We start from the raw sequence: 19,500 nt of genomic DNA on the forward strand, positions 1-19,500 counted from the left end.
GAGATCCATGCACGTGTAGCAGTCCTTAACAGATTTACGGAATTAGGTCGACCACTTACCCAAGTTACGCCTTAAATTTGGCTCAATTAGGTGCGCTTTGCATTTCAAATCTTTGTGCAACAAAGCCTATTTATTATTAAATAATATTCAAAATAATAACACCTAAATAAATCATTTTGTGATATACATCACATTTCAATTATTTCCTATAAAATAAATATTCATCATTTTTTTATTCACAAAAGTCAAATTTCAATTACTACCTTCATATTTAAGAAACTTTATTAGAATAAAAAAAACCAGACACGAGGTCTGGTTTTTTATTTACAAAATTTAAATCGGTTCAAATGGTGCAATCACATCGGCATTTTGTGCACGATGACGCATGAAATGATCCATTAATACAATCGCAAGCATTGCTTCAGCAATTGGCGTTGCACGAACACCTACGCAAGGATCATGACGACCTTTGGTTAATACATCCGCATTTTCACGTTCAATGGTAATGGTTTTACCAGGTGTAGTAATAGATGCCGTTGGTTTCAATGCAATCGCAACACGAATGTCTTGCCCACTTGAAATACCACCTAAAATACCACCCGCATGATTTGCCAAGAAACCATCTGTTGTAAGTTCATCACGTGTTTCATGACCAAACTGCTCTGCAACACCAAAGCCATCGCCAATTTCAACACCTTTTACGGCATTAATTGACATCATGGCATGAGCGATATCTGCATCTAAACGATCAAATACAGGTTCACCCCAGCCTACAGGAACTTGGGTCGCAACAATCTCTAGCTTCGCACCACAACTTGTACCTTGCTCACGCAATGATGTTACAAGAGCCTCAAAACGAGGAACTGCATCTACATCGCCACAGAAAAATGGATTATTTGGAACTTCATTCCAGTCTAATTTTTCAGTTTTTTCAGTACCAATTTGAGTGACATGCCCACGAATTTCAATACCAAATTTTTCAAATAAAAATTTCTTCGCAATTGCACCTGCCGCCACACGCATTGCTGTTTCACGTGCGCTTGAGCGACCACCACCACGGTAATCACGGAAACCATACTTTTGGGTATAGGTATAATCTGCATGACCTGGACGGAAAGTTTGTGCAATGTTGCCATAATCTTTCGATTTTTGATCTGTATTGCGAATGAGTAAACCAATCGATGTACCTGTCGTTTTACCTTCAAATACACCTGAAATAATTTCTACTTCATCTGGCTCTTTACGCTGAGTTGCAAACTTAGACGTACCTGGTTTACGACGGTCTAAATCTTTTTGCAAATCGGCTTCAGAAAGTTCAATTCCGGGTGGAACCCCATCAACAATGGCCATAAGACCAACACCATGAGATTCACCACAAGTCGTTACACGGAACAGTTGCCCTATACTATTACCTGCCATGTTTCACGACTCCTTATGAATTGATAGATTGAATAAATAATTCACGGTACTCACGACATTGTGCTGCTGTTAATGCAAAAATGCCTGAACCGCCTTTTTGGAACTGCAACCAGTAAAAATCAACTGTATTGAAGTTTTGCTTCATTGCCCATTCAGAGTTACCTACTTCAATCACAATTAAGCCATCTTCAGTTAAGTAATCTGCTGCTTGTGCCAACATTTTACGTACCAAATCTAGACCATCTTGACCTGCTGCAAGTGCAAGTTCAGGTTCATGATGAAATTCATCTGGTAAATCTGCCATATCTTCTGCATCTACATACGGAGGATTAGACACAATAAGATCATATTGGTTTTCTGCAGGAATTTTTGCAAACAAATCTGACTCGAGCAATGCAACATTAAACTGTTGGTTATGATATTCACAATTAATTTGCGCGACTTCTAAAGCTTCTTTAGAAAGATCAGTTGCATCCACTTCTGCTTCAGGGAAGGCATAAGCCAAAGCAATTGCAATACAACCTGAACCCGTACACATATCTAAAATACGGCGTGGCATTTTAGGAGATGCATTTTCAGGAAGATTATTCACACCCTCTCTTGCTTGATGATTTTCATCTAAACAATAAGGCGCAAACCGGTTTTGAATTAATTCTGCAATTGGTGAACGTGGAATAAGTACACGCTCATCAACATAATAAGGTTTGCCATCGAAATAAGCCAAATTCAATAAGTATGATGTTGGCATACGCTCATTAATACGGCGTTCAAACAAACTTAATACTTCTGCTTTTTCGCTTGGTAATAGTTTTGAATCTAAGATTTCAGGATTTGCACTCCAATCTAAAGATAATGTTTGTAGAACGAGTGCTGAGCTTTCAGCGATATAGTCTTCTGTACCTTGCCCTAAGTGTGCATCGTATTGACGTAATGCTGTTACACCAAAGCGAATAAAATCACGAATTGTGCTTAGGTTTTCAGCGGCTTCCTGAATGTGCTCAGGGCTAATAGTCGGGCGATCCACTTTAAGGCGTCTCCAAAGTCATATTTTTTAAACGCCTTATGATACCTTGTTTTGAATGATTTTTAATATTTAGATACGTGAATTTCCAAAATTATCTTCTTAAATTTTTATTCGTGACTTGTACTTCTAGCATATCTGCACGAGAACTCGTCATTTGTAATGCACAGCCTATACTTGCTGGATTGAGTTGTTTTAATCTTTGATTTTTTAACCCACATGATAATTCACGTTGTGCCGCCCATTGATTTTGAATTCTATTTAAATCAGCTTGCTGTTGTACAGTCGAAATTTTCATGTTTTGTTTGAATAGTTTTTTAAGTCTTTTATTTTGATATTTCAACTCTTTAAATTGACAAGTAGAAGTTGTATTTGCTTGATTATTTGAAGATTTCATACACTCTACATACTTCGTTGAATATCCCATTGCAAAGGTATTCATCGCATATATGCTACTTCCTATAACCAACAAACATTTAAACAACTTCATATAAATTCCCCCAAATTTAAATTAGAAATTTCAATTTATTATTAAAAACCCAATATGTAATCTATATACCATATTTTGCAAACGACTATCAAAATTTACATTGATTCTTCAGTAATAACTCTTATATAAAGAGATGTCTTCTTTTATATTTAATTTTTATGAGCTACAAGCACAACAATCTAATGGCAATGCGTACGAACTATTGGAATGATACAAAAAACCCTGAAGTATTAATTGAAAAAGAGTTTTTACAAATCACCTTAAGTGAGCAAGAAGTTTTTTCCAACCCTTCTTTAGAAGATGCTAAATATCTATTTTTCCATTTACCTAGCATTATTATTGTGAAAGGTTATGCGCTTGGTTTTATGAATAGTAGTGTAAAAAGTATGATTCAGCAGTTTATTAATGAGCATAAAATTGAGTTGCAGAATAAAACAGAAATTAAGATGAAATATCGAATGTAGAAAAAATGATTTATTTGCTTAGGCTATTTAGTGCAAAACAAAAAACAATCCTATTTTTTAAGTTCTTAAACTTATTTAATACGTGAAGTCATTGTAAAATTTAGTACAATCTAACCAAACTGCAAATTGCTTATTAAAGGTTTAATTTACATGTCGGATCAGCACGATAAGCTCAAAAATTTAAAAACCTCCTCTATGGATCGACGCCTTTCCATTGCTAAAGCGTCCCTATTAGCAGGTACGCGTTGGGCTGCTTCAAATGCGACATCTATTTTTTCAAGTGAAGAAGAAAAAGAAAAAAAACGTAAAAAAGCCACTAAAGAACAAGCCGACTACCTTGTTGCAGAAATTGGTAAATTAAAAGGTTCAATTGTTAAAATTGGGCAAATGATGGCTTTATATGGTGAGCACTTTTTACCTGAAGAAGTAACTCAAGCATTAAACACGCTCAACAACCAAACTGTTGCACTTGCTTGGCCTGTAATTGAAGAGCAAATTCAAGCTCAACTTGGTTCAAAAATGAATGATCTCACCATAGATCAAGAACCTATTGGCACAGCATCTCTTGCCCAAGTTCATCGTGCAATTCGCAAATCGGATGGTTTAGAACTTGTATTAAAAGTTCAATATCCTGGTGTTGCAGATGCTATCGATTCAGATATGAATTTGTTTAAAAACATGCTGAAACTTACACGAATTGTGCCTCAAACACGCGAGTTCGACCAATGGTTCGATGAAGTCCGTGAAATGATGCATCGTGAAGTTAATTATAAAATTGAAGCAGATACGACTCGCAGATTTGGTGAGCGCTTAAAAGATGATTCACGTTATATTGTGCCTAAAATTATTGATGATTTATCAACAAATCGAGTTTTATGCATGACTTTTGAGCGTGGGGTTCCTATCAATAGCCCTGTAATGTTGTCACTGCCTCAAGAACGTCGCAATAAACTCGGTGAAGCTTCACTTGAAATTGCAGTGCGTGAAATATTTGAATGGGGTGAAATGCAAACCGACCCTAACTTTGGGAACTATTTGGTTCGTTTAGGCAATGGAACAGATATCGAAGATAAAATTGTGCTTTTAGATTTTGGTGCAATTCGTCAATTCGATGAACACTTACTTTCTGTAGCAAAGAACTTAATTAAAGCAGGCTATGACCACAACCCACTTGAAATGGTAAATGCGATGACAGGCTATGAATTTTTCGACTCGATCCCGCAAAGCATTAAACCAGATATGGCAAAAGTCTTCCTATTAGCCACAGAAGCATTTAGCAGTCCCACAAACAATGACAATTTGCCTGAAGGCGTAATGGATGCTCAAGACCGCTATGACTGGAAAAAAAGTATGTTACACAGTCGAGTAATGCAACGCGCTTCTAGGTCTATGGCTTCACGTTATTTCAGTGTTCCACCAAAAGAATTTATGTTTATTAGTCGCAAATTTATTGGTGCATATACATTTATGACTGTCATTGAAGCTAAAACAAATGTTCGTGCAATGGTTGCAAAATATATGTGAAGTGAAAACACTCATTTTTTAAAGCATATATAAAACTAAAATGTGGGATTTTTATTTTATAAAATGATATAAAAATCCCCTATCTATAATATTTTAAATCCACGCTCTTATGTATTCACTACGTTCTATTCAAATACAAGATAACGCTCAATTAGCTCATATTATTCGTGAAGTTTCAAAAGAATTTGGTTTAGCTCCTGAAGCAGGTTTTGCCGTTGCAGACCCCATTTTAGATGATTTATATAGCGTATATTCTCAAGAACATGCCCAATATTGGATAGTCGAAAATGAGCTGGGTAAAATTGTAGGTGGTGGTGGAATATCTCCTCTTAAAGGTGATAGTCGTACATTAGAAATTCAAAAAATGTATTTTTTACCAGAAGTTCGCGGCTTCGGATTTGCTAAAAGAATATTAGAAAATGCTTTTGAATTTGCTCGTGCTCAAAATTTTCAGTCATGTTATTTAGAAACAACGAAAGAACTTTGGCAAGCTGTAAAATTATATGAAAAATTGGGTTTTCAACATTTAACAAAACCTAAAGGTAATACTGGACATAGTCATGCCTGTGAAATTTGGATGGAAAAACAAATCTAATTTTGTACTACATCAATATATTTAAGCTTTAATTTAAGTATATTGATGTTTATTTAAATAACATTTAAAGCTTTTAAAGCGAAAAATAGATAAATTTGATCAAAAAATAATTGGTTAAATTCTTTTTAAATCACCTGCTTAATTATCAAACTATAAAAAAAATTATATCCTTTAATATTCAATTCCTTTTCATAATGACCGCACTTATTTAAACAATAAGTCGGATGTTGATGTTTATGTTTTCGAATTTGTCTGTCGGATGGCTTCTTACCATTGGCATTTGTATTGGTATTTTATTCATCTTTATTTTTAGAAAAATTTATTCATTTTTCATCCAGTTTTTTAAGCCCTTTAAAAAGGGAAAAACCTATTGGTGTCGTGTTACAGCTGTTAGTGATGGTGATACCCTCACCTGCTATCGCCTAAATTTACGTCGCTCTAAAACCAAAATTCGTTTTGCTTATATTGATGCACCAGAATCGAGTCAAGAATATGGAAATGAAAGTCAAAAACTTGTCAAAAAGCTCGTCTATCGCAGACTTGTTCGTATCAATATTACCGATGTAGATCGTTATGGTCGTTGTGTTGGTGTTGTTTATCGTAGAACACGTAATGTAAATGAGGAACTCGTTAAACGTGGTGCTGCTTGGGTATATGAAGAATACATAAAAAATGCCAATAAACGCCAACATTGGATGGCGTTGCAAAATCAAGCAAAGAAGCAAAAGAAAGGCTTATGGAAAAGCTCAAAACCAATACGACCAAGCATATACCGCAAACAAACTAAATCTTAATTTTTTAAGATTTATGAAATATGCAGAAAATATGTTCTGCATATTTATTGATTATTCCCGTTGTTTGGCGTAAATTTATCTTAATTTAGTTAACCAAGCTAACCAAAATGAGCGTTCTTCCAACTACTTTCCGTGCTTCGTTATTACAGACTGCACGTCTTATCAACGATGAAATTAATACCATACTTTTACCGCACCAACTCAATAGTTCATTTTGGCAAGCTTTATATGTGATTCACAAAAAAAATGGCTGTACATCGATCGAAATTGCAGAATATTTAAACGTATCTAAACCTTCTATTGCAAAACGTATCAATGCCTTAATTGACCTAGAATTGTTAGAACAAATTCCCACAGAAGATAAACGGCAAAAAAAATTTATTCTCAGTACTAAAGGCAAAGCACTTTATAAAACGTGCTCATCTTTAATAGATGACTTTGAAAACAATCTATTAGAAGATTTTCTAGACAATGACATCGGAATAACAAAAAAACTCCTCATGCAACTGAGCCAAAAATTACTCAGTTCAAAGCAAGGAAATGAAAATGAATGATTTCAAACAACCCTTATGGACTAAAAACTTCATTGTTGTGAGCGCAATTAATTTCCAATTGGTATTAACCTTCTACCTACTCGTTATTGTTATGGTGGGTTATTCTGTGGCTGAACTTGGTGCAACTACAGCACAAGCAGGTTTAGTTTCAGGTCTATTTATTATTGGCACACTTATTGGTCGTTTTTTAGTTGGAAAACTTTTGCTTCGATTTGGTCAAAAAGCCACTTTACTTACTGGCTTAATCGGCTTCTTATTATTTTCTGGTTTATATTTTATTAAATTCGACTTAGGTATGCTTTTAGTCGTACGCTTTGCTCATGGCTTTATGATGGGTGTTGCATCCACAGTACTAGGCACTATTATTGCCCAAATTATACCAGCAACACGGCGTGGTGAAGGTATTGGCTATTATAGTTTAAGTAGTACTTTGGGCACGGCAATTGGACCATTTTTAGCTATTTGGATGATGCTCCATATTGGCTATGAAGCAATATTTGCTATTTCGAGTGTAATCGCATTCTTGTGTGTTCTTGTCGCGTTACTCATACATATTCCAACTAACACAATAACTAGCAATACAACACCATTAAAATCTGAAAATACAAATAGTTGGTTATCTCAATTTATTGAAATAAAAGCATTACCTATCGCATTTATCATGCTTCTAGCTTCAATTTGCTATTCAGGCGTTTTATCTTTTATTAATTTTTACGCCAAAGAAATCAATTTAGTGGAAGCTGCATCACTCTTCTTTTTAATGTATGCCATCGCCATTATGGCTTCACGACCTTTTACTGGGCCATTAATGGATCGTAAAGGTGAAAATATTGTGATGTATCCTGCTTTTATGATTATGGCATTAGGCCTTATTTTATTAAGCATTAGTCATGAATCTTGGATGCTACTTCTCAGCGCGGCTTTACTTGGTTTAGGTTACGGTAATATTCAATCGGTTTGTCAAACAGTCGCTGTCAAAAGTACATCTTTAGAACGTATGGGTTTCGCGACATCTACCTTCTTTATTTTCTTAGATGCAGGTTTAGGTTTTGGTCCTTATTTTCTTGGAATAGCCTTAAATTCTATTAGTTTTTCGCAGCTTTATTTATATAGTAGCTTTGCAGTTTTACTTTGTATTGTTGTGTATTACTTTTTACATGGAAAACATTCAAAACAAAAAGTTGCATCAATATGAACATAAAAAAGAGGTCAAATATGACCTCTTTTTTATGTACTTTTAAACAATATAAACTTATTTAAATACTTTAAAACGAGTTGCATCATCTAAATAATCTTTAGCTTGCGCTTCAGCCTCTAACGAGCCAAATACCAATTGTGCACGTAATTTCCAATTTTGAGGAATATTCCATTCTGAATGTACTTGCTCATCCACAATTGGATTATAGTGCTGTAGTGATGCACCTAAACCTTCAGTTGTTAATGCTGCCCATACTGCAAATTGTGCAATCGCTGTTGAATGTTCCGACCAAATTGGGAAATTTTCAGCATAAGATGTGAACTTTTCTTGCAACTCTTTAATTGTTTCTTGCTCTTCAAAGAATAAAACTGTACCAACACCTGCTGCAAAAGAATCAATTTTTGCAGCTGTTCTTTCTGCTGATGCTTCATCTTTTGCACATGCTTTTAAAGTTTCTTTCACAAAACCCCAAAATTTTTCGTGTTCTGCATTAAATAAAATAACAGCACGTGACGTTTGTGAATTAAAAGAAGATGGGCTTTGTTTAATTACATTTTGAATCAGATCTGATAAATATTCAGGTGATTGTTCTACATTTTTACCAATCGCATAAATTGAGCGACGTTTTGAAATGAGGTCTAAAAACTGATTCGACATTATAAGATCCTTAAGTTTACAATCTAGAATAAGATTGTTTTCATCATTATATCAATGAATTTTTTATTGAAAATTCAAGTTTACAAACATAAGCAATAATCTCGCTTTTTACCATTTTATTTTCTTTATATGCTTATATTTCAGCTAAATATAGAACAAATATGCATAAAAAATCCTCCATTTGGAGGATTTTTTTCTAACGAGAACAAATGCCTATATTTAGAATTTTGCGTTTAATACATTTTCTGAAACTTTGTTTTTCCAAAGATCACGTAATGTTGGTAAATAGAATTTTTCACCTAAATCTACAAGCTCAGCATCAATCAATGCATTAACTTCATGCATAAATAAATAGTCAAAATCTACAGAAGAAAGTTTTGGTTGAAATTTTTTGTACTCTTTTACTTTCTGTTGTGCTTTTTTCACCAAAGCATCTGCAAAAGTTTTGTCTTTATATTGTGAAATAGCATTTAAGCGTAATTCGATAACACCCCAACCACTGAGCAATAATTTGAATTTTTCTAAATCGGCAGTGGTCGATTCCCATGTCATTTCATCAAGGTTTTCATTTTCAGGTAAAACTGGAAGTAAAAGTTCCATTACACTTGGGAAAATCTTTTTTAAACTTAAAATAAATTTAACTGGATGTTCACCCGGATAATCCTTAAATTGAACTTTACGTTGAACGTCTGTTAAATAAATATCGAGCATTGAAAATTTCCTAAAATGACTGCTGTAAGGTCAAATCACAGCAATAAAAAGCAAATGGCATTTTAACAATTATGAGAAGTTATTCAATGTTTTTAACTTATAGTTTAAATTTCCAACAACCAAGAAAATATAAGCATGCTGTTTGAATGTTATTACTCAAAATGTCATTTCATATAAAATACAACTAGCCTACTAAATAACAATCTCCGCTCTTTAAAAATTATTTAAATTTTCTATTTTCAAACGATTACTGATTTTGTATTTTAGATACTAGTAGACGATCTAAACATATAAATTCATTATGAAAATACCAATTACATGTATGCAATGCTTTCAAGAAAATATTTCAATAGGATTAACTCCTCAATTGAATGGTTGGGTTGAATTTAATGATAGTGGAAAATACATCACTAAATGCCATCAAGGACATACAAATACCACACTATTACAGCAACAAAAATTTGAAATCTTATTTGATATTGGCGCTCATGCAATCATCGATGGATATTACAGAGAAGCAGTTTCATCATTTACTTCTTCATTAGAAAGATTTTATGAGTTTTTATAAAAGTTATTTGTCTATCAAACAATATATCCGTTGAAAATATTACTAGTTCTTGGAAAGATGTTTCAAATCAATCTGAAAGACAACTTGGGGCTTTTATTTTCCTATATCTTAATAATTTTGGTACAAAACCTAAAATATTAAATAATGATCAAGTCAAATTTAGAAACTCTGTTATTCATAAAGGAATGATCCCATCTCAAAGTGAAGCTATTCAGTATGGTCAAAATATTCTAGACCTTATACACCCCCTATTAAATCGTTTAAAATTACAATTCCCTGATGCTCTTCAGCAAATTACACTTCAACATTTAAATGAAATTCAAAAAAATAATATAACAGGCATAGTTTCTACAGCTTGTATTTCAACCATAATAAGCTTAACAAATGGTGAAACTACACATGACAATAGATCGCTAATCGAAGCAATTGCCCAATTAAAACGCTGGTAACAAAACATTTGAATAGAATTATTTTTATCATTAAATATAAAAAGCCCTCAATTGAGGGCTTTATTTATAATTCCATTACTTCACATTCGGTGAAATCATTTGTTCAGGTCTTACCACCTCATCAAACTCTTCTGCTGTGACCAAATTAAGTTCCACTGCAACTTGCTTTAAAGTCTTACCTTCTTTATAAGCAGTTTTCGCAACTTTTGCCGCATTTTCATAACCAATAACTGGGTTTAAAGCCGTTACAAGCATTAAAGAATTGTGTAAAAATTCATCAATTTTTTCACGATTTGGCTCAATACCTACAGCACAATGATCATTAAAGCTATTACACGCATCACCTAATAACTGAATAGATTGTAAAAGGTTGAATGCAATAACAGGCATAAATACGTTTAACTCAAAATTACCCGAAGCACCTGCAACATTAATGGTTGTGTCATTACCCAAAACTTGAGCAACGACCATGGTCATTGCTTCACTTTGAGTTGGATTTACTTTGCCCGGCATAATACTTGAACCGGGTTCATTTTCAGGAATACGAATTTCCCCAAAACCACAACGTGGACCACTTGCCAACCAACGAATATCATTCGCAATTTTATTTAAACTTACAGCCAAAGTTTTTAAAGCACCAGATGCAAATACTGCAGCATCACGCCCTGCTAAAGCTTCAAATTTATTTGGGGCTGTCACAAAAGGTAAACCTGTTAAAGTACCTAATTGATCTGCTGATTTTACAGCATAATCAACATGTGCATTTAAACCTGTACCTACAGCAGTACCACCTAAAGGCAACTCATATAACCCTGTTAAAGCTTGTTGTAAGCGCTTTAAACCATGATCAAGTTGAGATACATATCCACTAAATTCCTGACCTAAGGTTAACGGTGTTGCATCTTGTAAATGCGTACGCCCAATTTTAACAATGTCTGAAAATTCTTTTGATTTTTTATCTAAAGTATCACGTAATTGCGTTACCGCAGGAATAAGTAATTCATTGATTTGAATACTTGCCGCCACATGAATTGCTGTTGGGAAAGAATCATTTGTAGACTGTGCACGGTTTACATGATCATTTGGATGTACAGGTTTTTGCGAACCTAAAGCATTCCCTAATTTTTGATTGGCAATATTGGCAATCACTTCATTACAGTTCATGTTGCTTTGTGTACCTGAACCTGTTTGCCAAACGACTAAAGGAAATTGTGCATCCCACTTTCCATCAATTACTTCATCTGCTGCACCTACAATATATTGTGCAAGATCGTTAGGAATTTGATTTAACTCTGCATTCGTCATTGCCGCTGCTTTTTTTACTAAACCCATAGCACGAATCATCGGACGTGGTAAGCGCTCTTGACCAATCTTAAAATTCTGTAAACTACGTTGAGTTTGCGCCCCCCACATTGCATCACTTGGAACCTCAACATCACCCATTGTGTCATGCTCAATACGTGTTTGCATTTGCTACCTCTATAGTCGTATATAGCTAAGCTATATCACATTTGATATCTAAATATTCTTCATCTTGTAATTATCATATTTTAAACAAAAATAATTGTAAATGATAATTATTTACAATAACTCATTTATTAAGCATTTAGCTGTTTCTTATAAAATATCCATTCATCTTCAATCATTTGTTCAACCGACTTGTACGCTTTCCAGTTAAACATCCGTTGTATTTTTTCAGATGTTGCCCCAACTTGTGGTAATTCTTCACCCTCAAAATAATCGGCATCTACTGTTGTAATTTGTACATCTGTGACCTTTGAAACAACATTCAATAATTGTTGTATTGAGCAGACCTCGCCCGCAATATTAAATATTTCATAGGCTTGGTTTTGATAATACAACCATTGCAAAGATAAACTCACAGCCGAACAAACATCCATCACATGAACAAAACTTCTATCGGCAGTTTGATCTGCGGTCGTTTCATGTTTACGCAGTTCTATAAATTCACGTTGTCCAGCAGCAACTTGCATTGCCAATGGCACAATGTTCTTCGGAAATGGACGAATTAACTCACCTAAATACGAATACTCGAAAGCTCCAGCAACATTGGCTAATCTTAGATTTACAATTTTCCATTCAAAATCGGTCATATACGTGTCTTTAAGAATATCTTCAGCCATTTGAAGCGATTTAATATATGGATTATTAAATTGATAATTAAATGAATCTTCTTCTTTTAAATCTAAACTTGATGTGCCATACACGGCTAAACTTGAAAGATTAACTAAACTACGCACACCGGTGCGCTGCATAGCGCGTAGTAAACTCATCATACAACTTACATTTGCATTGTAATATTCAAGTGGTTTTAGCAAAGACTCTGTTAGTGACTTAAATCCTGCAGCATGAACAACACTATCGATTTCATATTGTTGAAAAACCGTCATTAATGCGGGAGTATTTCGTACATCAACTTTTACAAAAGGAACATTCATTCCTGTAATTGATTCAAGTCGATCGAGGTTACTCGTATCTGTATTAGACAAATTATCGACTAGAAGCACCTCTTGCCCTTGAGCCATGAGGCTTAGAGCAATGTGAGATCCTATAAAGCCTAATCCACCTGTAACCAAAATCATTGTATACTACCTTTTTCTTATCAAGTCCGAATGTCTCCTTTTGGAAACTATTGATGTGTGAATTTCGATGAGTACTTTATTACTAATAACATCTGCACCAACTTCTATACATGCTTGGCATGCTTTGGGTTTAGCCCAAGCACTTCACAGCAAAAATGAAGATTTTCGTGTTTTCTTCTATCAAGACGGAGTATCTGTTGCCAACGAATTACAATGGGTTCCTGATGATCAGAAAAACTTAAAAAACGAATGGCAAAAACTTGCAATCCGTTTACCTGTTTGTGTAAGTGCTGCCCTTGCACGAGGCATTTCAGATGAAGAAAATGTAAAAAGACATCATCTTCATCAGCACAATTTGGCACAAGGCTTTGAATTGGTTGGCTTAGGTGAACTTGCAGATGCAGTTCAATCCACAGATCGTCTACTTCAATTCTAATCTTGTTTTTTAATAAAACTAGTTGCTTTTAAAAGGTAAATTGTGTGAAAAATGTACTCGTAATTTTAACTCAAGCGAACTTAGCCAGCCTGCAAACACACGAAAGCTTATCTGCAACAATGGTATTGGCAACCTTTGGCTGTGAAGTAAAAGTGGTTTTGCAAGATGCTGCTCTCAGCCTTTTACAGTCAGATTTACAATTCAATCAGCTAAAGCATGTCTTTAAAATAGCTTCTAATATGGTCGATAGTTTTGAGTTTTACGATTTAAGTCCTATTTTTGTAGAAAGTAAAAATAAAGACGAAAATTTTGTTTTAAATAGCACACAAGATATTGAATTTATTCACCTAAATTCAGAATATATTCAAAATTTCGATCATGTGTTGTATTGGTAAGCAAAGGACAATGTAATGACAAACAATACACTTTATTTAGTTCAATCAAGTTTTAATGCAAGCCCTACTATCTTCATGAAACTTGAACAGCTTTATATTGAAAATGATGCAGTAGTTTTAATGGGCGAAGCTGTTTTACATGCAACTACTGCATTTATTCAAAGTTTAAATCATGTTTATGTTTTAGAAAATGAAGTAGAAAACTTAACTAAGCCTGTATCTGAAAAAATTCAAGTGATTTCATACGCTCAGTTTGCAGACTTAACATTGAATTTTAAACGTAGTATTAGTTTAAAATAATTGATACATACAACACGGTTATACAAGCTTAAAGGCATATTATGAGTTTAGAATTAGATCAAGATGGTCATTTAGTGGATTACACCATTTGGAATGAAGATGTTGCTCAGGAACTTGCCAATACTTTAGAGCTTGAGCTTAGTGAATGGCATTTCCAAATTTTAAATGCTGTACGACAGTTTTATGCTCAGTTTGGACACTCTCCTGCAACACGTCCCCTCATTAAATTTTTAATGAAAACAGTTGGCCCTGAAGTAGATAATGCAATGTTGCAAGATAAGTTCAAAACAGGCTTAGTTGCACGCCATTTAAGCCGTTTAGCAGGAATTCCCAAGCCTGCAAATTGTTTATAACAATTAAAGATTAAATATAAAAAAGCACCCAATTCGGTGCTTTTTTACAACTTAGATTTTATATTTATCCAAAGAAACCTATAGAAAGCTGAATAACAACAGCATTTACAATATCGACAAAGAAAGCCCCTGTTAAAGGAATGACCAAAAAGGCTCTATGAGATGGTCCATAAGTATTGGTTACCGCTTGAATATTCGCAATAGCTGTTGGTGTTGCCCCTAAGTTCACACCACATTGACCTGCACAAAGCACAGCAGCATCATAATTTTTACCCATCACCCTAAAGGTTACAAAATAAAGGTATAGTGCCAACAAAATTGTTTGAGCAATAAGAATAATCACCAATGGACCCGCCAAATCGGCAAGCAGCCAAAGTTGTAATGACATCAGTGCCATTGCTAGAAACAATGCCAAGGAACCATTACCAAATACATCAATGCAACGGTCAAACATCTCAATTTTAAATATTTTTTCTAATATATTTCGTAATACAACACCACACATTAAAACCCAAACAAAAGTTGGAAGCTCAAACCACTGACCTTTTGCAAATGTTGCCATAAAATAGGCAAAGCTAATACATAAGGCGAACATCCCCATTGTTTTTACAGCATCATCAGCCGTAATTAAACGTGTTTTTTCTGGATATTCAAAAGGTGCTGTTTCAGATGCAGGTGGAGCTTCATTACGTCCAGTTCCTAAAACAATTTCATCTGCTAGTTTGTAACGACGAATAAGTAATTTAGCAACAGGCCCACCCATCATGCCACCAATAACTAGACCAAATGTAGCACTTGCCATACCTAAAACAACTGCACCTTGTATACCATGATCTTGTTCAAATACAGAACCCCAAGCGCCTGCAGTACCATGTCCACCTGTTAAGGTGACGGAACCTGTAATTAAACCAATTAATGGGTCTAAACCTAAAATTTTCGCTAAACTAATACCAAGTGCATTTTGTAGTAATACAAAAATAACAACACAAACAAGAAAAACAACTAAGGTTTTTCCTCCTTCTTTTAATTTTCCTAAACTTGCACTTAAACCAACAGATGTAAAAAACATCAGCATGAAAATTTGCTGTATTTGTGCATCAAAATTCACAGTCATATTAAATTGTTTAAATAAAATATAAGTAACTACAGCAGCAACCAAACCACCTGCAACAGGTTCTGGAATATTATATTTTTTTAAAATACTTAGTTTATTAACACACACATATCCAACTAAAAGAACAAAGACGGCAATAACTATTGTCATAAATGCATCTAAGTGATAGTCCATACTACATCCTTTTATATTTCTTACACTTATATGAATATTAAACTTAAATTTGCTTTAACATGTAATTTTCTTTATCTATTTTTGATTCATATAATATTTGATATAAAAAAAGCACCTTATTAGGTGCTTTTTCGTTTAACTACAACTTATTTTTTAGCAGGAACAGATGCTTCAGTTGTAATATTTACAGTAATTTTATCGCCAACATTTGGCAAGTTATTTTTAATATTTAAAATTAACAACTTAGATTATATTGGTGTTATCTTGGTGTAGATATGGAGTTATCCACAGCTTATAAGTGACTCAGTAAATAGATTATAACATCTACTAATTGAATTCGTACCTATCTAATTTTAAGTAGATAAAATTTACCGTTTACAAATACCAACAAAAAAAAGATTACTTTTTAATCAAGATGCTTTATAAAAAAAGCAACCAAATAACATAAGTTAATAATTATGAGAAATGGCATACCATTATTAGAAATACTATCTGAGCGATTTTTTATAGAACAAACACAATTTTCAAATATCCATGACTTTTTTATAAAAGCTGGACACCCAATAGTGTGTAGAGAGGATATTAATAATATACCTTTAGATATAATTGATAAATTTGTTAGTAATCACACAGCCTTTTTAAGCTTTGAGCATATGCAAAAAGAAGCAACCAAACATTTTTTAAGAAACTTAATGAAAAGAAGGTAGTATTAAACTATTTAACAAATAATAACATTAACTATGACTATTATTTAATCATTATTTTATGTATCCTAAAATCTCTAAAACCATAATGTAATAATAAGGAATATCTATGAAACACCTACTACTCACAACATTAGTTATAGCCTCATTTTCAGGATTGGCAAATGCTAGTGACGGTATTTATACATCAGTAAAAGCTGGTATTAGCGATACAAAAATAAAAAGCAACTCATTAGAATTTTATGAGCCATCTGTAGATTTAAATGGTAAGTTTGAATTCGGCAACCAAACTAAATCAGTTTATCCAACAATTTCAGCAGCTGTTGGTTATGATTTCAGTGCAATAAGCCCATTAAATGCGAGAGCAGAATTAGAGTATACATACAAAATTAGCACCTCCTTTAATCCGAAAGCTATCGCTTTAATTGATGTTGATACTGGTGAAAGAACTACAGATGGTCTTGAATCGAACACAACTAATAAATTAACTACACAATCATTAATGTTAAATAGTTATTATGATTTTAAAAATCAAACTAAATTTACACCATATATTAGTGCAGGTGTTGGTTTCACACATGTGAAAAATAAACAAAGTGCTGAAGATTATTCAACATCTGATTCAGATAACCACTTTACTTGGTCTGCTGGTGTTGGTGTTGCATACAACATCTCAAATAATGTTGCATTAGACGCTAGCTATCGTTATGTAGATGCTGGTAAATTTAAATTTACAGATACTCAAGATGGTGAATTTTCGAGAACTAATATGAAAATCTCATCAAACGATTACCTCTTAGGTATTCGCTATAACTTCTAATTAAAGTTAAGCCCTCATTTGAGGGCTTTTCCAATCTTAATCCAAGCCTTAACTTTCGCTCGACATTCTGCATACTGTTCAGAAGTATCAACTGACCAAGTAAGCATTTCACCTAATTCACCTGTTTCCAATTGCTTTAGGTCTTCACAATCAACCATCAGGTTTGCTGGTATTTGCGGATTTAATGGCTTTGTTGGCGATACGCAAGCCGTCATCAGTAAGCTTGCACTTAGTGTAAATACGATCAGTGATAATTTTTTGAGTTTCATGTCGAATATCTCTAAATTCAATTTTGATGTTCTGTTTCTCAGCTTCAAGTTCATTTGAAACAATAAATAGTTCTTCATTTACTTTTTCGAGTGCTTTGCGTTGTGCTTCATTTTCTTTTGCAATTCGCTTTTCATAAGTTGCAACTGTTTTAGATTCAATTGTGTCGCGCTGATCTTTCACATTTGAGTAACAGCCAAATTGAATTAAAGAAATCACAACAAAAGCGATAATCATATAAATAGTGTTCATTGCGCCCCCATGCATTTATTGTGGCGTTCAAGCTGTCGAGTCCACACGCCATAACAGTTATTAGATCGGATTGAGCAATCACGCTTTGCAACGTATTTGTATTTCAGTAATGAATCGCAAGCTTGTTTATATTTGCCTTGCTTTAGATTGCGAAGCATTGAAGATTGAGACCATGCACCAGTACCGTACTGATACGTGAAATCCATGTACACGTCATATTCGGTCTGTGAAACCGGAATATTTAAAAGTGTTTTATTGAATCGAACGGCATCTTTATCCATGTGAGCTTTTAAGTATTCAAGCCCCTGCTTTCGCGTGATTGCAGGATCAGACATTTTGACTTTGATGCCATTTGGATAAACGGTAATACCTGGACCAATTGTAGGCACATCACCTCTCACTGGAATGATTGGTTTAGTTGTGAACCCCTCTTTAGCCATAGTTGCTTGCACTTGTTGTTCGCTTACACCAGATATAAAAAAACCGCCTGTTAATGAGGCGGCTAGTGTTGATCCAATAACAAAATATTTAGTCTTGTTTTGCATTGCACTGGCCCTGTAGTTTTTTAACACGCAAGTTGTGCTCTACTTTTTCGCGGTGATTACGCTGCCAAGAAAAGTAAAAGTTAATAAGTAAGCCAAGAATCGCAATGCCAAGTGATAGCCAGCCGATCCAATTTACACCCATAAAAAAAGCTGCAAATGATGCAGCCCCTCCTATTCCTGATGCTTTTGAACCAATGGCGGCTGCAGAAGTCTCAGCAACCAAATGTGTCGTTTCAGACATGTTTTCCCCTATGAATTTTGGCAATAAAAAAGCACCCGAAGGTGCTATAAAACTGGATATGTTTCGTGAATTGGTGGTTTCCAGCTATTATTGTTTTGATCAACACCGACAATCAAAACCAAATCATTTGCATATAATTCAACTTCAAAGCTAAAAGCACCATCATTACCGACAGTTTGTTCATCAAGAAAGTACCCTGTTTCTTTCTCATAAATTCGAACAGTACAACCTGCGGCGATAGTGTCATCAGGGGCTATTTAAAATTTCGCACCAACCTCTAGAATATCGACCATTACAACAATTATTTTAAATACCATATAATTTTTTAATTTTACCAAAAACCACATGTCTCAAATAAATTGTTATTTATTAACATGTTAAAACCATATTAATTCTATTGGTATTTTTGTTATCTATACTCATTATTTTACCAAATGTTATAAAAAATCAAAAAAAACAAGTACAATTCCTTCATACAATAAATAATAGCAATTCAGCGCATTATAAAAATAAATTGAGGTTTGTATCTTTGGGAGAGGATACAAACCTTCTTTTTTTACATACGAAAAACCCACCAAGAGTTAACTTGATGGGCCTCGAAAAATAAAAACAAAATTCAGCGCATTGAATTCTAGATGAAATATACGCTTTTTTAATAACTAATCAATAATTAAATTTTTAAATTTACATATTAAAAAGGCATAGCTATCAGCTATACCCTCTATTCAATTTAAACCATCTGCCCAAATTTATACACTAATAAGGTCAAGATCACCGCTGAAACCATTATAAGTATTATGTCTATTATATCTTCGGAGGTCATATTTTTATCCTCGTTATTTTTTGTTATTT

Annotated in this window: 26 protein-coding genes and 1 pseudogene; 14 read left to right on the top strand and 13 right to left on the bottom strand. The window is 33.9% G+C overall.

Going from position 1 to position 19,500, the window contains the following annotated elements; all coding sequences use genetic code 11:
* Positions 1-333: 333 nt before the first annotated feature.
* From aroC to AC5YDH_RS13695, 3 genes are all read right to left on the bottom strand, one after another.
* Positions 334-1,419 carry a chorismate synthase gene (gene aroC / locus AC5YDH_RS13685; RefSeq protein ID WP_496120288.1) on the bottom strand — a complete coding sequence of 362 codons (1,086 nt, stop codon included), beginning with the start codon at positions 1,417-1,419 and terminating at the stop codon, positions 334-336.
* Between the two features lie 13 nt (positions 1,420-1,432).
* Positions 1,433-2,443 (bottom strand): 50S ribosomal protein L3 N(5)-glutamine methyltransferase, encoded by a 1,011-nt coding sequence (gene prmB, locus AC5YDH_RS13690; RefSeq protein WP_496120290.1) that lies wholly within the window; start codon positions 2,441-2,443, stop codon positions 1,433-1,435.
* Positions 2,444-2,534: 91 nt separating this feature from the next.
* Positions 2,535-2,882, bottom strand: coding sequence for a lysozyme inhibitor LprI family protein (locus AC5YDH_RS13695; RefSeq protein WP_496120292.1), 348 nt, complete (start codon positions 2,880-2,882; stop codon positions 2,535-2,537).
* Between the two features lie 206 nt (positions 2,883-3,088).
* On the opposite strand from AC5YDH_RS13695, the gene AC5YDH_RS13700 reads away from it, so the two are divergent.
* From AC5YDH_RS13700 to AC5YDH_RS13725, 6 genes are all read left to right on the top strand, one after another.
* On the top strand, positions 3,089-3,394 hold the full coding sequence (locus AC5YDH_RS13700; RefSeq protein ID WP_496120294.1) for a hypothetical protein: 306 nt from the start codon (positions 3,089-3,091) through the stop codon (positions 3,392-3,394).
* A 150-nt stretch (positions 3,395-3,544) separates the two neighbouring features.
* Complete coding sequence (locus tag AC5YDH_RS13705; RefSeq protein ID WP_496120296.1) at positions 3,545-4,918, top strand: ABC1 kinase family protein; 1,374 nt, start codon at positions 3,545-3,547, stop codon at positions 4,916-4,918.
* Between the two features lie 109 nt (positions 4,919-5,027).
* Positions 5,028-5,513, top strand: coding sequence for a GNAT family N-acetyltransferase (locus AC5YDH_RS13710; RefSeq protein WP_496120298.1), 486 nt, complete (start codon positions 5,028-5,030; stop codon positions 5,511-5,513).
* Positions 5,514-5,749: 236 nt separating this feature from the next.
* Positions 5,750-6,307 carry a thermonuclease family protein gene (locus tag AC5YDH_RS13715; protein WP_496120300.1) on the top strand — a complete coding sequence of 186 codons (558 nt, stop codon included), beginning with the start codon at positions 5,750-5,752 and terminating at the stop codon, positions 6,305-6,307.
* Between the two features lie 107 nt (positions 6,308-6,414).
* Positions 6,415-6,861: a MarR family winged helix-turn-helix transcriptional regulator gene (locus tag AC5YDH_RS13720; protein WP_496120302.1), complete on the top strand. Its 447-nt coding sequence runs from the start codon at positions 6,415-6,417 to the stop codon at positions 6,859-6,861.
* Positions 6,854-8,056: an MFS transporter gene (locus AC5YDH_RS13725; RefSeq protein WP_496120304.1), complete on the top strand. Its 1,203-nt coding sequence runs from the start codon at positions 6,854-6,856 to the stop codon at positions 8,054-8,056. Before AC5YDH_RS13720 ends, AC5YDH_RS13725 begins: the two co-directional genes overlap by 8 nt.
* Before the next feature lie 57 nt (positions 8,057-8,113).
* Here the strand turns inward: AC5YDH_RS13725 and AC5YDH_RS13730 are convergent, their stop codons facing one another.
* Together AC5YDH_RS13730 and AC5YDH_RS13735 are read right to left on the bottom strand one after the other, a co-directional pair.
* Positions 8,114-8,716 carry a nitroreductase family protein gene (locus AC5YDH_RS13730; protein WP_496120306.1) on the bottom strand — a complete coding sequence of 201 codons (603 nt, stop codon included), beginning with the start codon at positions 8,714-8,716 and terminating at the stop codon, positions 8,114-8,116.
* 219 nt (positions 8,717-8,935) lie between these two features.
* Positions 8,936-9,427, bottom strand: a complete 492-nt coding sequence (locus AC5YDH_RS13735) for a hypothetical protein (protein ID WP_496120308.1) — start codon at positions 9,425-9,427, stop codon at positions 8,936-8,938.
* 301 nt (positions 9,428-9,728) lie between these two features.
* Here AC5YDH_RS13735 and AC5YDH_RS13740 point away from each other — a divergent pair, with 301 nt between their 5' ends.
* Positions 9,729-9,995 carry a hypothetical protein gene (locus tag AC5YDH_RS13740; protein WP_496120310.1) on the top strand — a complete coding sequence of 89 codons (267 nt, stop codon included), beginning with the start codon at positions 9,729-9,731 and terminating at the stop codon, positions 9,993-9,995.
* A 185-nt stretch (positions 9,996-10,180) separates the two neighbouring features.
* The gene (locus AC5YDH_RS13745) at positions 10,181-10,444 is read left to right on the top strand and encodes a hypothetical protein (protein ID WP_496120312.1); all 264 of its coding nucleotides are present in this window, start codon (positions 10,181-10,183) and stop codon (positions 10,442-10,444) included.
* Between the two features lie 75 nt (positions 10,445-10,519).
* Here AC5YDH_RS13745 and fumC read toward each other — a convergent pair whose 3' ends face one another.
* Positions 10,520-11,914, bottom strand: a complete 1,395-nt coding sequence (fumC, locus tag AC5YDH_RS13750; protein ID WP_496120314.1) for a class II fumarate hydratase — start codon at positions 11,912-11,914, stop codon at positions 10,520-10,522.
* A 128-nt stretch (positions 11,915-12,042) separates the two neighbouring features.
* Entirely contained in the window at positions 12,043-13,047 is a 1,005-nt protein-coding gene (locus tag AC5YDH_RS13755; RefSeq protein WP_496120316.1) for an SDR family NAD(P)-dependent oxidoreductase, read from the bottom strand.
* Positions 13,048-13,114: 67 nt separating this feature from the next.
* Between AC5YDH_RS13755 and tusD the strand changes: the two genes are divergently transcribed.
* Genes tusD through AC5YDH_RS13775 form a run of 4 tightly spaced genes read left to right on the top strand, consistent with a single transcriptional unit; the run spans position 13,115 to position 14,531 of the window.
* Positions 13,115-13,483, top strand: a complete 369-nt coding sequence (gene tusD / locus AC5YDH_RS13760) for a sulfurtransferase complex subunit TusD (RefSeq protein WP_496120318.1) — start codon at positions 13,115-13,117, stop codon at positions 13,481-13,483.
* Between the two features lie 44 nt (positions 13,484-13,527).
* Positions 13,528-13,878 carry a hypothetical protein gene (locus tag AC5YDH_RS13765; protein ID WP_496120320.1) on the top strand — a complete coding sequence of 117 codons (351 nt, stop codon included), beginning with the start codon at positions 13,528-13,530 and terminating at the stop codon, positions 13,876-13,878.
* A 15-nt stretch (positions 13,879-13,893) separates the two neighbouring features.
* On the top strand, positions 13,894-14,178 hold the full coding sequence (locus AC5YDH_RS13770; RefSeq protein WP_496120322.1) for a DsrH/TusB family sulfur metabolism protein: 285 nt from the start codon (positions 13,894-13,896) through the stop codon (positions 14,176-14,178).
* 41 nt (positions 14,179-14,219) lie between these two features.
* Entirely contained in the window at positions 14,220-14,531 is a 312-nt protein-coding gene (locus AC5YDH_RS13775) for a TusE/DsrC/DsvC family sulfur relay protein (RefSeq protein ID WP_496120324.1), read from the top strand.
* Positions 14,532-14,595: 64 nt separating this feature from the next.
* On the opposite strand, the gene gltS is transcribed toward AC5YDH_RS13775, so the two are convergent.
* Together gltS and AC5YDH_RS13785 are read right to left on the bottom strand one after the other, a co-directional pair.
* Positions 14,596-15,819, bottom strand: a complete 1,224-nt coding sequence (gene gltS / locus AC5YDH_RS13780; protein WP_496120326.1) for a sodium/glutamate symporter — start codon at positions 15,817-15,819, stop codon at positions 14,596-14,598.
* A 146-nt stretch (positions 15,820-15,965) separates the two neighbouring features.
* Positions 15,966-16,034 (bottom strand): annotated as a pseudogene (locus AC5YDH_RS13785) (YceI family protein); the annotation flags it as partial.
* Positions 16,035-16,277: 243 nt separating this feature from the next.
* On the opposite strand from AC5YDH_RS13785, the gene AC5YDH_RS13790 reads away from it, so the two are divergent.
* Entirely contained in the window at positions 16,278-16,526 is a 249-nt protein-coding gene (locus tag AC5YDH_RS13790; RefSeq protein WP_496120328.1) for a hypothetical protein, read from the top strand.
* 106 nt (positions 16,527-16,632) lie between these two features.
* Positions 16,633-17,343 (top strand): outer membrane protein, encoded by a 711-nt coding sequence (locus tag AC5YDH_RS13795; RefSeq protein WP_496120330.1) that lies wholly within the window; start codon positions 16,633-16,635, stop codon positions 17,341-17,343.
* 14 nt (positions 17,344-17,357) lie between these two features.
* Here AC5YDH_RS13795 and AC5YDH_RS13800 read toward each other — a convergent pair whose 3' ends face one another.
* From AC5YDH_RS13800 to AC5YDH_RS13815, 4 genes are read right to left on the bottom strand one after another with little or no spacing between them, the layout of a single operon-like run.
* A complete protein-coding gene (locus tag AC5YDH_RS13800) occupies positions 17,358-17,501 on the bottom strand; it encodes a hypothetical protein (protein WP_496120332.1) in 144 nt (47 codons plus the stop codon).
* Entirely contained in the window at positions 17,494-17,862 is a 369-nt protein-coding gene (locus AC5YDH_RS13805) for a hypothetical protein (protein WP_496120334.1), read from the bottom strand. Before AC5YDH_RS13805 ends, AC5YDH_RS13800 begins: the two co-directional genes overlap by 8 nt.
* Complete coding sequence (locus AC5YDH_RS13810; protein WP_496120336.1) at positions 17,859-18,407, bottom strand: glycoside hydrolase family protein; 549 nt, start codon at positions 18,405-18,407, stop codon at positions 17,859-17,861. Before AC5YDH_RS13810 ends, AC5YDH_RS13805 begins: the two co-directional genes overlap by 4 nt.
* On the bottom strand, positions 18,391-18,648 hold the full coding sequence (locus tag AC5YDH_RS13815) for a holin (RefSeq protein WP_496120338.1): 258 nt from the start codon (positions 18,646-18,648) through the stop codon (positions 18,391-18,393). Before AC5YDH_RS13815 ends, AC5YDH_RS13810 begins: the two co-directional genes overlap by 17 nt.
* Positions 18,649-19,500: the final 852 nt, after the last annotated feature.

Source organism: Acinetobacter sp. FY683 (genome assembly GCF_059515885.1).

Coding starts and splice junctions, on each gene's coding strand:
- aroC (WP_496120288.1), bottom strand. CDS start 1,419: ATGGCAGGTAATAGTATAGGGCAACTGTTCCGTGTAACGACTTGTGGT.
- AC5YDH_RS13695 (WP_496120292.1), bottom strand. CDS start 2,882: ATGAATACCTTTGCAATGGGATATTCAACGAAGTATGTAGAGTGTATG.
- AC5YDH_RS13700 (WP_496120294.1), top strand. CDS start 3,089: ATGAGCTACAAGCACAACAATCTAATGGCAATGCGTACGAACTATTGG.
- AC5YDH_RS13705 (WP_496120296.1), top strand. CDS start 3,545: ATGTCGGATCAGCACGATAAGCTCAAAAATTTAAAAACCTCCTCTATG.
- AC5YDH_RS13710 (WP_496120298.1), top strand. CDS start 5,028: ATGTATTCACTACGTTCTATTCAAATACAAGATAACGCTCAATTAGCT.
- AC5YDH_RS13715 (WP_496120300.1), top strand. CDS start 5,750: ATGTTTTCGAATTTGTCTGTCGGATGGCTTCTTACCATTGGCATTTGT.
- AC5YDH_RS13720 (WP_496120302.1), top strand. CDS start 6,415: ATGAGCGTTCTTCCAACTACTTTCCGTGCTTCGTTATTACAGACTGCA.
- AC5YDH_RS13725 (WP_496120304.1), top strand. CDS start 6,854: ATGAATGATTTCAAACAACCCTTATGGACTAAAAACTTCATTGTTGTG.
- AC5YDH_RS13730 (WP_496120306.1), bottom strand. CDS start 8,716: ATGTCGAATCAGTTTTTAGACCTCATTTCAAAACGTCGCTCAATTTAT.
- AC5YDH_RS13735 (WP_496120308.1), bottom strand. CDS start 9,427: ATGCTCGATATTTATTTAACAGACGTTCAACGTAAAGTTCAATTTAAG.
- AC5YDH_RS13740 (WP_496120310.1), top strand. CDS start 9,729: ATGAAAATACCAATTACATGTATGCAATGCTTTCAAGAAAATATTTCA.
- AC5YDH_RS13745 (WP_496120312.1), top strand. CDS start 10,181: ATGATCCCATCTCAAAGTGAAGCTATTCAGTATGGTCAAAATATTCTA.
- fumC (WP_496120314.1), bottom strand. CDS start 11,914: ATGCAAACACGTATTGAGCATGACACAATGGGTGATGTTGAGGTTCCA.
- AC5YDH_RS13755 (WP_496120316.1), bottom strand. CDS start 13,047: ATGATTTTGGTTACAGGTGGATTAGGCTTTATAGGATCTCACATTGCT.
- tusD (WP_496120318.1), top strand. CDS start 13,115: ATGAGTACTTTATTACTAATAACATCTGCACCAACTTCTATACATGCT.
- AC5YDH_RS13770 (WP_496120322.1), top strand. CDS start 13,894: ATGACAAACAATACACTTTATTTAGTTCAATCAAGTTTTAATGCAAGC.
- AC5YDH_RS13775 (WP_496120324.1), top strand. CDS start 14,220: ATGAGTTTAGAATTAGATCAAGATGGTCATTTAGTGGATTACACCATT.
- gltS (WP_496120326.1), bottom strand. CDS start 15,819: ATGGACTATCACTTAGATGCATTTATGACAATAGTTATTGCCGTCTTT.
- AC5YDH_RS13790 (WP_496120328.1), top strand. CDS start 16,278: ATGAGAAATGGCATACCATTATTAGAAATACTATCTGAGCGATTTTTT.
- AC5YDH_RS13795 (WP_496120330.1), top strand. CDS start 16,633: ATGAAACACCTACTACTCACAACATTAGTTATAGCCTCATTTTCAGGA.
- AC5YDH_RS13800 (WP_496120332.1), bottom strand. CDS start 17,501: ATGGTTGATTGTGAAGACCTAAAGCAATTGGAAACAGGTGAATTAGGT.
- AC5YDH_RS13805 (WP_496120334.1), bottom strand. CDS start 17,862: ATGAACACTATTTATATGATTATCGCTTTTGTTGTGATTTCTTTAATT.
- AC5YDH_RS13810 (WP_496120336.1), bottom strand. CDS start 18,407: ATGCAAAACAAGACTAAATATTTTGTTATTGGATCAACACTAGCCGCC.
- AC5YDH_RS13815 (WP_496120338.1), bottom strand. CDS start 18,648: ATGTCTGAAACGACACATTTGGTTGCTGAGACTTCTGCAGCCGCCATT.